This window comes from Siminovitchia sp. FSL H7-0308 (assembly GCF_037980985.1).
In the GTDB taxonomy this organism is placed as follows: domain Bacteria; phylum Bacillota; class Bacilli; order Bacillales; family Bacillaceae_C; genus Siminovitchia; species Siminovitchia thermophila.
Genome location: NZ_CP150282.1, coordinates 3,134,719 through 3,149,270, shown reverse-complemented (window position 1 = coordinate 3,149,270; position 14,552 = coordinate 3,134,719). Strand labels below are relative to the sequence as shown.

The following is a 14,552-nucleotide window of genomic DNA, read 5'->3' as shown; positions in this document are numbered from 1 at the left end:
GCATGGAGAAAAATACCCGCGTATAGGGGAGAATACCCGCGTATAGAGAAAAATACCCGCGTATAGAGGAGAATACCCGCGTATAGAAGAAAATACCCGCGTATAGGGGAGAATACCCGCGTATAGAGAAAAATACCCGCGTATAGAAGAAAATACCCGCGCATGCAGGAGAATACCCGCGTATAGAAGAAAATACCCGCGTATGGAGGAGAATACCCGCGTATAGGGGAGAATACCCGCGCATGGAGGAAAATACCCGCGTATAGAAGAAAGTACCTGCGCATAGGGGAGAATACCCGCGTATAGAGGAAAATACCCGCGTATAAAGCAAAATCCGCGCATAAGCGGAAAGTTCTTGACATGCGGCGTTTCGTTTTTCCAATATGTGACTCTATTAAGTTGCGATTTTCTCGTTTGCAGATCGATCTTTTCTGCTTCCTAAGAAGGCCTCTTTTCATGTTGTATGAGATGGCCTTCTTTGAGAACAGGGTTTTTAAACGGTTGTGTTCCGGTGAATAAAGTGTCCCTTCACTTTGATTGTTTGCGGATCTTTTCTTTGTTTAGTGGACATTAAGATATTGATTGTCTCATCAACCATTTCATGAACTGGCTGGTTCCATGTGGATAAAGCGTAGTTAGGCCAAGAAGACATTCTAATGTCATCGAATCCAATAACTGCCGTCTCTTTGGGGATGCGAATATTTTTTTCTTTAAGCGCGTCCAGGGCACCGAGGGCGGTTATATCATTAGCGCCGAAAATGACCTCCGGTTTGTGCCCGTCTTCTAAGAGCTGTTTTGTCACATGGAATGCCCTTTCATATGTATAATCTCCCTCTATTATTTTTACATCTATTCCTTTTTCTTTTAAATATTCTGTGAACCCTTTTTGCCTGTCTCTATTGGTAGATGTATTGATTTTTCCAGTAATATATACGATGTCTGTGAACCCTTTTTTATAGACATAAGCCGCAATTTCTCTTGCCGCATATATATTATCACAGCTAACCGAGTTGCATAATAAACTCTTTTCATACCGATTGAACAATATGACAGGGATATCATTTTTCCTGAGCTGTTCGACCAGCTTCGAAGACAAGAGGGCATCTGTCACAATGATTGCTTCCACATTGTATTCCAGAAAATGATGGATTTCATCTTGCTGGATTTCTTCATTTTCCGTATAAACGAATAATACAAAATATCCTTTTTCTCTAAGCTTTTTTGAAAAAATTCCTAATACCTCATGGTAGAATGGGTTTTGAATATCTTTCATGGCCAGGCCGATGATATTCGTCTTTTTGGTAATCAGGCTTCTAGCTAAGGCATTCGGATGATAATTCAGTATTTCTGCGGCTTCGAGCACTTTTTTTCTTGTTTTTTCCGATACACTGGCTCCTGGGGTAAAAACCCGGGATACCGTTGATTGCGATACATTGGCTAATTTAGCAACTTCAGTGGCTGAAACTACTTTCTTTACCATTTAAAATACTCCTTAAACTGTTCCAATGAATTTTTAATGTGTCATGATAAATCGGTTTTAAATGGACATCTCTCGCTAACATAAAATCTCAATTCAATTCAATCAAATGATGACACTTCGGCTAAAAGCTTTGCCGGGAGTCCATTTGTCATCTATATGCGCTTATTTTACCCAAGCTCCCGATCGGAAACAATGACGCCATCTTCATCGGCATACACGTAATCTCCGGGTTTCCATGTAACTCCTCCAAACTCCACAATACCTCCGCGTTCTCCTTTTCCCTCTTTTTTACTTTTCAAAGGGTTTGTTCCAATGGCCAATATGCCGACATTGATATTGGCTAGATCCGCCGAATCTCTGACACAGCCGTTGATAATCACTCCAGCAAGTCCTCTGGCTGCTGCGATGCCTGCCAAACGATCTCCCATTAAAGCGCAGTTTCTGGAACCTTCTCCATCAACCACCACAACCGAATGTTCAGGGACATTTTCCAGTGCTTGTAAAAAAAGGACGTTGTCTTCATGTACTTTTACGGTCTCCACTTTTCCGAAAAAGCGAGCTTTTTTCCCGTATGAGTGAAAGTCTATTTTGCATACTTGCACATGCTCGGCATGATGGTCGCATAGATCAGCCGTTTTGAAATTTGTCATGGAATCTCTCCTTCTACATCATTTCAGCTTTGTCGTATACCTTTAGTATACAAAGTTTTGGAAAATTTGTCGCAGTTCCTTCTTATTTTGGCCTCCCTTTAATAAGCCAATGACAGCAGCAATGAGCGTTATCATCATCAAAGAAGGGGTCTTTTTAACCCTTTTTTAAGGAGCGGACAAAAAATTCACCATTTGGAGGTGGATGAATCAACTATTTTTGTTACAGTGCCATCAGCTAAGCTCATCAAAGAAAAGTGTGAAGCGACTGCCTGTAAAGGCCCGATTGATCCGCGGCGACAGACAAGTAATGTTGCCAGAAACACTTCCGCGTTTTCAAGGATACGCGCTCACAAAGGCGAAACGATGTTTGTTCCAAGCCAAGAGGGTTCGGGTGTAGCAAAGTTGTCATTACCTTTCCGTCCCTTATCCTTATCCTCATTTCGCTATTGCTTCATTCCGGTACCGCTCCAAGGCATTGACAACCGCCAAGCATTTTGTCCTCCCAAAGATTGTTGCAACCCGCGGCAATCACCATACACAAACATTGACAACCGCCAAGCATGTTTTTTCCTCCCAAAGAAGAAAGTTTGGTTGTCCAACTCTTATGGTCAAATTGACAACCGCCAAGCATTTTCCTTCTTCCCAAAGGCGCCGTGACGTACAGGTGTATTTGTGCAACCGACAAGACAAGCAAAGTCTTGATAGCATTGTCAAGCGCGCGAAGATAAAGAGTGATTTTTTTCAGAGTATCGCTGTCAGAGCATCTTGCCAACAGCACGCCTTTGATCCGAACCTTTTTTCAGCCAGCACGCTTTTGGTATGAGCCTTTGTTCAGCGTCTTAGCAGTGGGGCTTTGAGGTTCGCTGACTCAACACTTCACTTTGATGCCCAGCTCTTGATGCTGGCGTTTCGAGATTTTACTGGCCAACATGTTACATCGTGCGGCCATGTTCCGTGGGCTTTTTCCTACTGCTCCTTAATGCCCTTTTTGATAAAAGTCTTTTAGATGCTGTAAAAACGCTTGAATAGCTGTTGAAAAAATCATCCCTTTTCGATATATTGCGCCTATTTCCATAACCGGAACGTTGTCTGCTATTTTAACCAATTTAATAGGCAGGTCAGTGGCGTAATCTGCATAAAGCTTGGGAAGTATAGTAAAGCCGTTGTTCAGAATGGACATTTTAATGAGTGAGTTTGTATCGGATAATTCAACGATCGGCTCTAATCGGAAACCGGATTTTTTACTAAATAAATTTACCTCTTGACGGATCAAATATTGTTCAGGCAATAAAAACAGAGGGTACTCTTGCAGTTCTTGCAAATGAACTGTGTCTTTTTCGGCTAATGGGTGATGGTTGGATAATACGACATATAGCTTAGAGGAAAAAAGTGGGATGGTCTCTATTCTTGGATGATGAACCGGCAAAAAAACGATGCCTAGGTCAAATCCGGAATTCAATAGTCTTTCTACGGTTTTTTCAGTTTTAAGGTCAAAGACAGAAATCTTAATGTTGGGATATTGCTTATGAAAGGAAAGCAATGGTGAATAAATGAGATGATTTCCAGAGCTTCCTATTCGTAATTCTCCCCGGTTGAGCCCCTTCAATTCTTGAATAATCGTTTTTGCTTGATCCAATTCGAAAAACACTCTGTTCACGTGCTCCAACAGAATCCTTCCGGCTTCAGTCAATTCAACCTTTTTCCCGCTTCTATGAAATAGGACAGTGTCTAACCTGCTTTCAAGCAAGCGAATTTGCTGGCTGAGTGTGGGCTGGCTAATTCCCAGCCGTTCAGCGGCCCTTGTAAAATGGAGTTCCTCTGTAACGGCCAAGAAATAGTTCAGCAACCGCAGTTCCATGTTTTCTTCCTCCTTTTTGATAGATCATATCTATCAAAAGTATAGATGTAATCGTATTGTACTGACGTCCTAATGGAATTACAATTTAATTAACGCGATTTTCATTTTTCAAAAAATAACAGAAAGGTGTAATGGACTTGAGTATGTATACAACAAGTAGAGCATTTCTTGAGGCTTTGCAAGAAGCGGGGGTATCATACCTTTTCGCCAATTTTGGCAGTGATCACCCGGCTATGATAGAAGCATTGGCTGATGCCAAAAGAGAAGGTCGAACATTGCCGGAGGTCATCATTTGTCCACATGAAATGGTCGCGCTCAGTGCCGCCCATGGCTATGCCCAGATAACCGGAGAACCACAGGCAGTCGTTGTCCATGTTGAGTGCGGAACGCAAAACTTGGGTGCGGCTATCCATAATGCTTGGAAAGGCCGTGTTCCAGTTCTCATTTTTGCGGGAACTTCACCTATTACGCAAGAAGGAGAGCTTTTAGGAAGCAGAAATGAATTTATTCACTGGATTCAGGATGTTCCCGATCAACGGGGCATCGTAAGAGATTACATGAAATATGATTATGAAATCAAAACGGGAACGAATATAAAACAAATCGTACATCGGGCATTGCAGATTGCCAAGACAAGTCCCCAAGGCCCGGTTTATTTAATAGGTTCACGAGAAGTAATGGAAGCGGAAACCGAACCGGTAAGCATCAATCCAAAGCAGTGGGAACCAGTGGCGCCGCGTGGTTTGGCGCCCATGGAAATACAGCCGATAATAGAAGACTTGAAAAAGGCTGCCAACCCTCTGGTGGTTACTTCGTATATTGGAAAAAACGAAAGGGCGGTCGAACAGTTAATCGCATTTTGTGAAAAAATGGCGATCCCGGTACTTGAATCTGTTCCCAATTATATGAACTTCCCGTCTGATAACATACTCCATTGTGGTTACCAGTGGAATACGCCAGCGCAAAATACCGTTCTGGAAGAAGCGGACTTCATTCTCGTTATCGATAGTGATGTTCCTTGGATTCCCTTTAAAAACAAGCCATCAAAAGATGCTGTCATTTATTATATCGACGAGGACCCATTAAAAGAAGGCATGCCGCTATGGTACATTCCCGCAAAACGGTTTTTCGCCGCTGATGCGGAAACAGCCCTTCAGCAATTAAACGCCGCCTTGCTTACAACCGACATTCATAGGGAGCAAGTTAAAAACCGAAGACAGCGGATCAAAGCATATCATGATGCGCTGCGCGGGAAACAGGGTGCCGCGGAGAAATATCCAAAAGATGTTATTACGCCCGAATATCTGTTGGCGGCGATCCGGGAATTATGTGATGAGGACACCATCATAACCAATGAGTTAATTTCAAGTTATGAAGTATCGTATACCCATTTGCACCGGAAGAAGCCCGGTTCCATATTGGGCAGCGGGGCTGGGGGACTTGGCTGGAATGGAGGCGCGGCCATAGGAGTTAAGCTTGCAGACCCTTCCAAAACAGTGATCAACTTAATTGGTGATGGGTGCTATCTGTTTAGTGTACCTTCTTCCGTCCATTGGATTTCCCGTAAATATAAGTTGCCCTTTCTTACAGTTATTTTTAATAACAGGGGCTGGAAATCTCCCAAACTTTCCACTTTGGGTGTTCATCCTGACGGGATTGCCAAACAAATGAACGAGTTCTTCGTAGACTTTACGCCGCATGCAGATCTTTCGAAAATCGCGGAAGCAGCAGGAGGAGCCTATGCAAAAAAGGTTACAAGACCGGAAGAAGTGAAAGCAGCGTTAAAAAAGGCGCTTCAAGCAGTAAAGTCTGGCAGGTCCGCTGTTTTGGATGTCTATTTGCAAGCCATTAATAAAGAAAATGAGGAAGGAGATTGAGTATGCAAAGCTTTGAGCAGATGACCAACAGTTTTATCAATGGAGAATGGGTTGCAGGAGACAGCGGGAGAACATATCAGAATATAAATCCTTACGATGGTTCGCTGATTGCCGAAATGAACATCGCATCCAAGGAGCAGCTCCAAAACGCTTTCCAGTTTGCTGAAGAGGCCCAAAAAAGCTGGGCGCGATCTTCGGTTGAAGAACGGAAGCAAGTCATTGAAAAAGCGGTGGAATACATGAATGAACATCAGGAAGAAATTGTTCAACTCATCAGCAGGGAAACCGGTGGAACGATTTTAAAAGCAAATGTGGAACATCACCTTGCTGTGGGAGTAATGGCGGAGGCGCTCAACTATGTTCATGAAGTGGGAAAAGTCAGGGAGGTTCCCGGCGGTCCGGAAGGAAAAATCAATAAGGTTTATCGTCTGCCTCTCGGTGTCATTTCGTCCATTTCTCCGTTTAATTTCCCGGTGAATTTGTCGCTTAGAACAATCGTTCCGGCCATCGCGCTCGGAAATGCGGTTGTGCATAAGCCAGATATCCAAGTAGGCTTGGTTGGCGGTGTCATACTGGCGAAAGCATTTGAATATGCAGGCCTTCCCCCCGGCGTGTTTAACATGTTATTAACCGATATAGAAGAAATTGGAGATGAAATGATAGAAAACCCCATTCCCCGCCTGATCAGTTTTACGGGCTCTACAGCGGTAGGACGCCGTATAGGAGAAATAGCAGGAAGGAACTTAAAGAGAGTCGCCTTGGAGCTGGGCGGCAATAGTCCGTTTGTTGTTCTATCAGATGCCAATGTGAATCAGGCAGTAAAGGCAGCTATATTCGGAAAATTCATACACCAAGGGCAAATATGTATGATCATTAATCGAATCATTGTTCACAAAGATAAGTATGAGGAGTTTGTGGAAACATTTGCGGCCCGGGCGAAAGAGCTTCCATGTGGAAATCCCCAAGATCCACATACAGTTATTGGCCCGCTTATTAATGAGCAGCAATTGAAAAAAGCGGCCGGCTACGTAGAACTGGCTAAAAAAGAAGGAGCACGGACCGTTCTGGAAGGAAGCATTGAAGGCAATGTGATGACCCCTTTTATCTTTGCCGATGTAAAAAATGACAGTCATATTGCGCAGACAGAATTATTCGCTCCAATCGCTCTTGTGATAAAAGCGGAGACGGATGAAGAGGCCATAAAAATTGCTGGTGAAACGGACCGGGGTTTAAGTTCCGCCATTTTCACCAGCGATTTGGAAAAAGGAGAACGGTATGCCTTGGAACTTGATGCCGGGATGACTCATATCAATGACCAAACAGTAAACGATGCCCCCAATATTCCCTTTGGCGGCACGAAATCCAGTGGGCTTGGCCGGTTTGGAAATCCCTGGGTAGTAGAAGAATTTACTAGCGCAAAATGGGTGTCTGTACAGACGAAAGAAAGGGAATTTGCTTTTTAACAATAAAAAATTCTATTTTCATATAACAGTTTTAAACTGATCATTTCCCTAGAGGTGGGAGTAATCGTGAAGGTTTCGATCATTGGGGGAGCCGGGACTCTCGGCTCCGCAATTGTTTTTCGCTTGGGCCAAGTTCGGGAAAGGAATTATGCTTTGGATCTCAATGAACGAATTTTGTTACATCATTTGCTGATCTCCAAAGTGTGTGCCGATAAAGAAATGTCCTAAGGGAGAATGTAGCGATTTGGCAGGAAGTCATATGATAGTGATTATTACAAGAGTTGAACCGAAACGACGTTGTATCAAACAGGACTTTTTTAAAGGGGAATATCAAGCTCTTTGAGCAATCAATGGCGAATATGCAAAAGACGCATTGATGATAACCGCACCCAATCCCGTAGATACACTGAATTATTTTTTATAAAAACGCATTGCTTTCTCGCCTGGCAAATACGTTAAACGATTCTCACCGGCTTGAACGTTCTTTCAGGTAGGAAACGTAATACAGCCCGGTAATCGGGGAGCATGGGAGTTCTCAAGATCCTTTGTTTAGCAAAGTGCCAGTAGATTGGAAACAAACAGCCATAGCCAAAGAAGACCAAGAAAGATGAATACTTGGGTTAGAGACTTCAATCATTTAGGATGGCTACTGCTTCCGGCATGGATCATAGAAGATTATCTGCTGCTTGAAGAAAAAGTCGATACGTTAGGGTCTGTTCTATTAAATGGTCCATACGGCATTCATATTGTCAGTAGTGGAGAACTGTTACAATGAGCCGCAAGGAATAGACTTGGAATCGGAACCATCAAGCGCTGTTGGCACAAAAAATAAAGGAATTAAGCGGGTCCATTATCTATTCATAGAATCATTTTTTTCAGATGCAATCATTTTAGTTCCATATACAGGAATAATGCGCTCATTTGTAACCGTTATCAAAGCTATAATCAAATAAAATGAGGAGGATTTTGGTTATGAGAAAAAAGCTCATTTTTATGCTGTTGCTATCTTCTATCATTTTGGTCTTTTTGGCAGGGTGCGGCCAATATTCAGCAAGCAATACTTCCAATGACAAAAAAGGGGAAAAAGGAAGTAATCAATCCTCATCTGTAAGTAAGGCCACTTACCAGTTTAAGCTTGGTCACCAGGCTCCTGAAAATTCAAATTACCAGAAATTTTCCCAGTTGTTTAAAGAAAAGCTGGAGAAAAAGACGGGTGGAAATGCAAGCGTTTCCATTTATCCCTTTAGACAATTAGGGGCGGATCGCGAATTGCTTGAGGCTATGCAATTACAAACACTTGACTTTGGCGTCATTAGCGGACCGCCGGTTTCACAATTTGCCCCGCAAGTGTCGCTAGTTGACTTGCCTTTTTTATTCAATGATTGGGAACATGTAAATCAATTTGTATTTTCTGATGCTGGAAAAGAGTTTATGGGCTTAACAGAGGATGCGAATTTAAAAATGTTGGGCGTTATGAACAGAGGTTTTCGTCACGTTACGAATAATAAAGGACCTATTGAAACAATCGAAGATTTTCAAGGTCTGTCCATACGGGTGATTGAAAGTGATTTTTATACTGCTTCATACAAGGCATTGGAAGCAAACCCGCAACAAATGAACTGGGGAGATGCGTATACGGGGCTTGAACAAGGGGCAATCGATGCGCAAGAAAATACGTTGGATATCATTCATGATGAAAAAGTGGATGAAGTTCAAAAATATGTTTCCAAGACAGGCATCCATTTTGTCTTTGCTTATTTAATGGCGAGCAAGCCGATATTGGACAATCTTCCGGATGAAATACAACAGGCAGTGATGGAAGCCGCCGCCGAGGCCGGACAAGAAATTTCAAAAGAAAATGAAGCCAACGACGAAAAGTATGAGGAAATTTTAAAAGAAAAAGGCATGGAAATCAACGATTTTGATAGGAGCCAGTTTGATGGGAGATTTGATGAAGTATATGAGCTTTACACAAAAAAATATGGTGACGACTTACTAAAGAAGATTCAATCTATTGAATAAAATCAACCGGAGCTGTCCGAAAAGTCATATTGCAGCTTGAAAACTAAAAAAAACAAAGCCAAGAATGCTGAAAATCAACATTCTTAGGCTTTGAGTTTTAGTTGATTACTTTAAAGGGGACTTTTTAGACAGGCCCTTTATTTTGAATGATATAGGGAGTTGGCAGAGATGAAGAAAATAATGGATAAGATCAGCGATGGGATAGATATGGTGACCAGAGCATTCATTACTTCTTTTTTGTTCATGATGACGATCGTGTTAGCCATTCATATTGCCTTGCGTTACTTTTTTCAAGGAGGCATTCTTTGGTCTGATGAATTATCTCGTTTTGCAATGATTGGCATCGTCTATCTCGGGGCAGCCTCCGCCACCCGTGACAACACTCATATGACGGTTTCCATCTTTGAAGACAGATGGCCAAGCTTGCGCCAGTGGCTCGCTCCTGTTCAAGGGGCCGTAATGATTGCTTATTCTCTTTTTCTTATTATTTTTGGAATTCAAGCACTTGAAGTTGTTGGTGCACAAAGCTCGGCGAATATCGGGATTTCAATGGGGTGGATCTATTCGGTTATTCCAATATCTGCCGTCATCATGATGATTCATATATTGGCGAAAATAGGTGCAAAACGACATGCCGCGATAGAGGAGGATCAATCATGGTAGCCATGTTTTTTATCTTAACAGTTGTGTTCTTTTTACTCGGTGTTCCGATGGCCATTACAATCGGTTTTTCATCTATTATTTACATAATCATAGCTGATATAACACCAACCATTGTGATCCAGCGTTTATTTTCTGGGGTAGATGTGTCAGCTTTGATGGCCATTCCCTTTTTCATTCTGGCGGGAAATCTGATGCTCACCGGAGGATTGGCTCAAAGAATTTTGGATTTAGCGAATTCTATTGTAGGCAAAATGACGGGTGGTCTGGCCTTGGTAACGATACTTGGATGCATGTTTTTTGCGGCTATTTCGGGAAGCTCTATCGCAACAGCTGCGGCACTTGGCACCTTGATGATCCCGGCAATGGTCGATAAAGGGTATGACCGCGGCTTTGCCACCGCGATTGTGTCTGCGGCAAGTCCTATGGGGGTTATCATACCACCCAGTATCTCTTTAATTATTTATGGCAGTCTTTCGGGGGCCTCTATATCAGATTTATATGTAGCCGGTTTGCCGGCAGGACTGATCGTTGGCATCTCGCTGATGATCGTCGTTTATATCATTTCAAAGAAACGGGGTTATAAAGGAAGCAATGCGCCATTTACCTTTAGTCAATTTTTTAAAGCATTAAAACGTTCTCTATGGGCATTGGGCACACCACTCATATTATTGGGCGGGGTGTTTTTGGGCATTTTTACCCCGACAGAGTCCGGGGTCATAGCTGTCGTTTATGCAACGATTGTCGGTTTCTTCATTTATAAAGAATTAAAGATGAAAGATGTATGGAAAATATTTTTGGATTCCTCTAAATCTACAGCTACGATCATGTTTGTGATTGCCAATGCCGCATTATTTGCCTATGTCTTGGCTTATGAAAACATTCCAAACACAATTGTCAGCAGTTTCTTGTCATTGTCGGAAAATCCAATTGTGATTTTATTAATCATCAATGTCATTTTGCTTTTCTTTGGCGCTTTTATGGATACAATGGCGATTCTAGTTATCGTTGTTCCCATGTTCCTCCCCGTTATCCATATGCTTGGGATTGATCCAGTCATTTTTGGCATTATTGTGGTAGTCAATACAGCTATTGGAATGGCAACACCGCCGTTTGGGGCCACGCTTCTCATCTCATCGAACATAGGAAAGTCGCCGCTTATGACAGTATCCCGTCATTCTGGATGGATGTTGCTGGCTTTAATAGTCGCATTGTTGGTCATCACCTATATTCCTGTTTTGGTCATGTTCCCTATTTGGGGCTTTTGATTGAAGGCCTGCCTCCATTTTTCGGGCAGGTTTTTATCTAAAAATGAAAAATTGATAAGGAGACGGAAAGATGAATATTGCCATTGTGGGTGCTGGAGCGATGGGGTGCCGGTTTGGGGCTGCGCTGTTTGCAACCGGTTATGAGGTGATCCTTGTTGATCGTTGGCAAGCTCATGTGGAACAGATTAACAAATACGGGTTGAGCGTAGAAAATGAGGACGGAGTTCATCAAGTATATATAAAGGCAGTTGCTCCGGAATGCGTAAACACTCCTATCGATTTGATCATCGTTTTTACAAAATCAGTTGATACTGAAGACATGATGGCAAGATGCCAAGCTATCATAGACGAAGACACGAGCATCTTAACGTTGCAAAATGGCATAGGAAATTTGGAGGTATTGGCGCGCTATGTTCAAGAAGAGCAGCTGTTTGCCGGAACGACAACATATGCGGCAAATTTACAAGGGCCGGGGAGTGTTGCGGCATTTGGGTCTGGCTATAACGAAATCATGTATATGGGTGGGAAAAGGAAAAATGGCGCCAACCAGATCGTTTCCTTGTTTCAGCAAGCAGGTTTACATGCCGGTGTGTCGGAAAATGTCATAAAAAGTATATGGGAAAAAGCGGCCTTTAATGCAATCTTAAATCCTCTTTGTACGCTGACATTAAGCTCGGTTGCCCAAGTCGGTTCATATTCAGGCATTTCCGAAGTCATTGATGGAATGCTAAATGAAATAGATCTTGTCGCCAAAGCAGAACAGGTGGATTTTGATAAGGAAAAGGTAAAGCAAACCATATATCGTGTATGTCATCCCTCTATGTCCGGAAATCATTATTCCTCTATGTATTATGATATTCAAAATAGGCGTAAGACAGAGGTTGATTTTCTAAATGGAGCCATATGGGCAAGGGCGAAAAAACATCATATAAAAGTCCCGCACCTATCACTTCTCTATCATTTGATGAAAATCCTTGAGCAGAGCGTGTGTAGGAGCTAATGGGTAAAACGTTTTACAAACTACTAACCACATAGGTACTATGAAGATGTAAAAGGTTTATTTTACAACTTGTATGGAAAGCCCGTGTGAGTGAAAGCGCATGAATCAAACAATAAAATAGAGAAAGGATAAATGAACATGAAAAACATACATACAATCAAGGTGGCCTTTGGAGATACAGATGCAGCCGGGATCGTCTTTTATCCAAATTTTTATCGCTGGATGGATCAGGCCGCTCACGAATTGGTCGGAGCAGCACTGATGCCTGTATCAAAGTTGCAAAAAGAGAAGAACATTATTTTGCCATTATTGGAAACTTTTTTCCAGTTTAAGTCTCCTTTATTTTTTGAGGATTTGGTAGAAGTCCATTCACAAATCATTGACATGAAAGAGAAAGTATTTAAAGTAGAACATGTATTTCAGAGGGAGAACAAGATTGTTGCCAAGGGCTATGAGGTGAGGGCTTGGACGTCGATTGAAAATAGTCAGCCGAAAGCCGTACCCATTCCAAAAGAAGCCCAAGAAGCTTTTGGATTTTTGAAACGTGAAAAATAAGCCGAAAGTTTACATACGGCAAACTCATCCTCCCTTTGGGAAGTACTCATTTTTTTGAGGTCTACTTATGTGATAACTTTTGGAAAATACTCTCCCATTTTTGAATTGCTCGCCACCTTTGGGAGATACTTTCCACTTATTCGAATTACTTGCCGATTCGAGGTAATTCCTCACCAAGTTTTGAATTGCTCGCGACTTTTAGAGAATGCTCTCCACTTATTCGAATTACTTGCCGATTCCAGTAATTCCTCCCCATTTTTTGATTTGCTTTTTTTTTTTTTTTGGAAAATACGCCCACTTTTTTGATTTGCCATCTACTTTCTATACAAGTTACAACCCTGTTTTTTAAAAAAACAGGTTTTTCCTACCTTTATTATGTTGGTTCATTCCATTTGTAACGAGTTCCGCATACAGGAACAATCCTCTATTTTGGAAACGCTATCCCGAATATAATGTAGTCAAATAAATGAAGGGATAGAAGAATATGACAATCTATAAATATGATGTGGTTGTAGTCGGAGCAGGCCCTGTTGGACTTACCGCCGGGTTGGCGCTGCAAAAAAAAGGGATATCTTGTGTGGTGATTGAAGCCAATCCTAAAGATCATCCAAGGCCGGGAAGCCGTGCGGTTTATTTGCATAGTGCCACTTTAAAGCTGCTGGAGGAAACCTGGAAAGGACTTGGCTTTGAATTGGCCAGAAACGGAGTGATTTGGCCCGTTAAGCGGACGTTGTACCGTGGGAAAGAAGTATATGTCCGGAATTACGGTAGAACGGATAATCAAGATCCGAATGCATTGCCGCATTTTACTTCACTTCATCAGCATGAAATTGAAAAGTATATGTATGAGGCATGTGTGGAAGCAGGGGTATCATTCATTTGGGGAGAATCTGTTGAAAAATTGGATATCCAAGAGAACGGTGTTTGTATGACAACTGATTCTGGAAGCAAGTGGAAAGCGAAATACGTGATTGGCTGCGACGGTGCGCGCTCTGCAGTAAGAGAACAAGCGGGTTTGAAATTTGAAGGTCCCCGAACACATGACACTTTCCTTGTTGTTGATTTGGAGGAAGACGAGAATGATCCGCTGCCGATCGAAAGGGTATTTCATTACCAGCATCCGGCCATGGGCTATCGCAATGTGATGCATGTACCATTCAAAGGCGGCTGGCGGGTTGATTTACAGCTATTAAAAGGTGACGATGTAGAAGAGTTTACTAGTTTGGAAGGGGTAAAAAGCTGGATTCCCAAAGTGATGGACCCGAAATATGCAGATAGAATTACGTGGGTTTCGAGTTATCGTTTTCACCAAGTAGTGGCCGATTCTTTTACAGATGATCAGTGTCGAGTGCTTTTAGCTGGTGAAGCGGCTCACTTGTTTGCGCCCTTTGGTGCGCGGGGATTAAATTCGGGTGTTCCGGATGCTTTGATTGCTGTCCGCGGTATTGAAAAAGCGCTGCATCCAGGAAACGAGGAGGAAAGAAGAGCAGCCATTTTGGCGGCGGCCAATGAAAGGAGAATCGCCGCTAAATGGAACCGGGATGCATCCACAACCGCTTTACATCATCTGCAGGGAGACTCACCGGAAATGAATATGAAAAGGGAGTTGGCGGCTTCGCTTGTCTCCATTGTGCCTAGACTGGGCCGCTGGCTTGACGAGGGGCCATATGGACCGAAATTTGGACCTCCTGAATTGACAACCAAATATTAAATGTTACT

General features: G+C 42.5%; 13 protein-coding genes. 10 read left to right on the top strand and 3 right to left on the bottom strand.

The annotated features are described in order from the left end of the window. Window positions 1-493: 493 nt before the first annotated feature. The 3 genes from MHB50_RS14950 to MHB50_RS14940 form a co-directional block, all read right to left on the bottom strand. Window positions 494-1,480 (bottom strand): LacI family DNA-binding transcriptional regulator, encoded by a 987-nt coding sequence (locus MHB50_RS14950; protein WP_339164546.1) that lies wholly within the window; start codon window positions 1,478-1,480, stop codon window positions 494-496. Window positions 1,481-1,647: 167 nt separating this feature from the next. Next, complete coding sequence (rraA, locus tag MHB50_RS14945; protein ID WP_340084084.1) at window positions 1,648-2,130, bottom strand: ribonuclease E activity regulator RraA; 483 nt, start codon at window positions 2,128-2,130, stop codon at window positions 1,648-1,650. Window positions 2,131-3,106: 976 nt separating this feature from the next. Next, window positions 3,107-3,988, bottom strand: a complete 882-nt coding sequence (locus MHB50_RS14940; RefSeq protein WP_340084083.1) for a LysR substrate-binding domain-containing protein — start codon at window positions 3,986-3,988, stop codon at window positions 3,107-3,109. A gap of 143 nt (window positions 3,989-4,131) precedes the next feature. Here MHB50_RS14940 and MHB50_RS14935 point away from each other — a divergent pair, with 143 nt between their 5' ends. The 10 genes from MHB50_RS14935 to MHB50_RS14890 all read left to right on the top strand — a co-directional run bounded on the left by MHB50_RS14935 (window position 4,132) and on the right by MHB50_RS14890 (window position 14,544). Beyond that, window positions 4,132-5,865, top strand: coding sequence for a thiamine pyrophosphate-requiring protein (locus tag MHB50_RS14935; RefSeq protein ID WP_340085349.1), 1,734 nt, complete (start codon window positions 4,132-4,134; stop codon window positions 5,863-5,865). 2 nt (window positions 5,866-5,867) lie between these two features. Next, a complete protein-coding gene (locus MHB50_RS14930) occupies window positions 5,868-7,328 on the top strand; it encodes an aldehyde dehydrogenase family protein (RefSeq protein WP_340085348.1) in 1,461 nt (486 codons plus the stop codon). 66 nt (window positions 7,329-7,394) lie between these two features. After that, window positions 7,395-7,556 (top strand): hypothetical protein, encoded by a 162-nt coding sequence (locus MHB50_RS14925; RefSeq protein WP_340084082.1) that lies wholly within the window; start codon window positions 7,395-7,397, stop codon window positions 7,554-7,556. 379 nt (window positions 7,557-7,935) lie between these two features. Continuing rightward, window positions 7,936-8,103 carry a hypothetical protein gene (locus MHB50_RS14920; protein ID WP_340084081.1) on the top strand — a complete coding sequence of 56 codons (168 nt, stop codon included), beginning with the start codon at window positions 7,936-7,938 and terminating at the stop codon, window positions 8,101-8,103. A gap of 197 nt (window positions 8,104-8,300) precedes the next feature. Next, complete coding sequence (locus MHB50_RS14915; RefSeq protein ID WP_340084080.1) at window positions 8,301-9,350, top strand: TRAP transporter substrate-binding protein; 1,050 nt, start codon at window positions 8,301-8,303, stop codon at window positions 9,348-9,350. A gap of 168 nt (window positions 9,351-9,518) precedes the next feature. Further along, the gene (locus MHB50_RS14910) at window positions 9,519-10,013 is read left to right on the top strand and encodes a TRAP transporter small permease (protein ID WP_340084079.1); all 495 of its coding nucleotides are present in this window, start codon (window positions 9,519-9,521) and stop codon (window positions 10,011-10,013) included. After that, a complete protein-coding gene (locus MHB50_RS14905; protein WP_339164539.1) occupies window positions 10,007-11,278 on the top strand; it encodes a TRAP transporter large permease in 1,272 nt (423 codons plus the stop codon). Before MHB50_RS14910 ends, MHB50_RS14905 begins: the two co-directional genes overlap by 7 nt. Before the next feature lie 70 nt (window positions 11,279-11,348). Further along, window positions 11,349-12,278, top strand: coding sequence for a 2-dehydropantoate 2-reductase (locus MHB50_RS14900; protein ID WP_340084078.1), 930 nt, complete (start codon window positions 11,349-11,351; stop codon window positions 12,276-12,278). 138 nt (window positions 12,279-12,416) lie between these two features. Then, on the top strand, window positions 12,417-12,833 hold the full coding sequence (locus tag MHB50_RS14895) for an acyl-CoA thioesterase (protein ID WP_340084077.1): 417 nt from the start codon (window positions 12,417-12,419) through the stop codon (window positions 12,831-12,833). 484 nt (window positions 12,834-13,317) lie between these two features. After that, on the top strand, window positions 13,318-14,544 hold the full coding sequence (locus MHB50_RS14890; protein ID WP_340084076.1) for an NAD(P)/FAD-dependent oxidoreductase: 1,227 nt from the start codon (window positions 13,318-13,320) through the stop codon (window positions 14,542-14,544). The last annotated feature ends 8 nt before the right edge of the window (window positions 14,545-14,552 follow it).

Bases quoted from the DNA above. Each gene is read 5' to 3' on its own strand.
- MHB50_RS14950 (WP_339164546.1), bottom strand. From the start codon at position 1,480: ATGGTAAAGAAAGTAGTTTCAGCCACTGAAGTTGCTAAATTAGCCAAT.
- rraA (WP_340084084.1), bottom strand. From the start codon at position 2,130: ATGACAAATTTCAAAACGGCTGATCTATGCGACCATCATGCCGAGCAT.
- MHB50_RS14940 (WP_340084083.1), bottom strand. From the start codon at position 3,988: ATGGAACTGCGGTTGCTGAACTATTTCTTGGCCGTTACAGAGGAACTC.
- MHB50_RS14935 (WP_340085349.1), top strand. From the start codon at position 4,132: ATGTATACAACAAGTAGAGCATTTCTTGAGGCTTTGCAAGAAGCGGGG.
- MHB50_RS14930 (WP_340085348.1), top strand. From the start codon at position 5,868: ATGCAAAGCTTTGAGCAGATGACCAACAGTTTTATCAATGGAGAATGG.
- MHB50_RS14920 (WP_340084081.1), top strand. From the start codon at position 7,936: ATGAATACTTGGGTTAGAGACTTCAATCATTTAGGATGGCTACTGCTT.
- MHB50_RS14915 (WP_340084080.1), top strand. From the start codon at position 8,301: ATGAGAAAAAAGCTCATTTTTATGCTGTTGCTATCTTCTATCATTTTG.
- MHB50_RS14910 (WP_340084079.1), top strand. From the start codon at position 9,519: ATGAAGAAAATAATGGATAAGATCAGCGATGGGATAGATATGGTGACC.
- MHB50_RS14905 (WP_339164539.1), top strand. From the start codon at position 10,007: ATGGTAGCCATGTTTTTTATCTTAACAGTTGTGTTCTTTTTACTCGGT.
- MHB50_RS14900 (WP_340084078.1), top strand. From the start codon at position 11,349: ATGAATATTGCCATTGTGGGTGCTGGAGCGATGGGGTGCCGGTTTGGG.
- MHB50_RS14895 (WP_340084077.1), top strand. From the start codon at position 12,417: ATGAAAAACATACATACAATCAAGGTGGCCTTTGGAGATACAGATGCA.
- MHB50_RS14890 (WP_340084076.1), top strand. From the start codon at position 13,318: ATGACAATCTATAAATATGATGTGGTTGTAGTCGGAGCAGGCCCTGTT.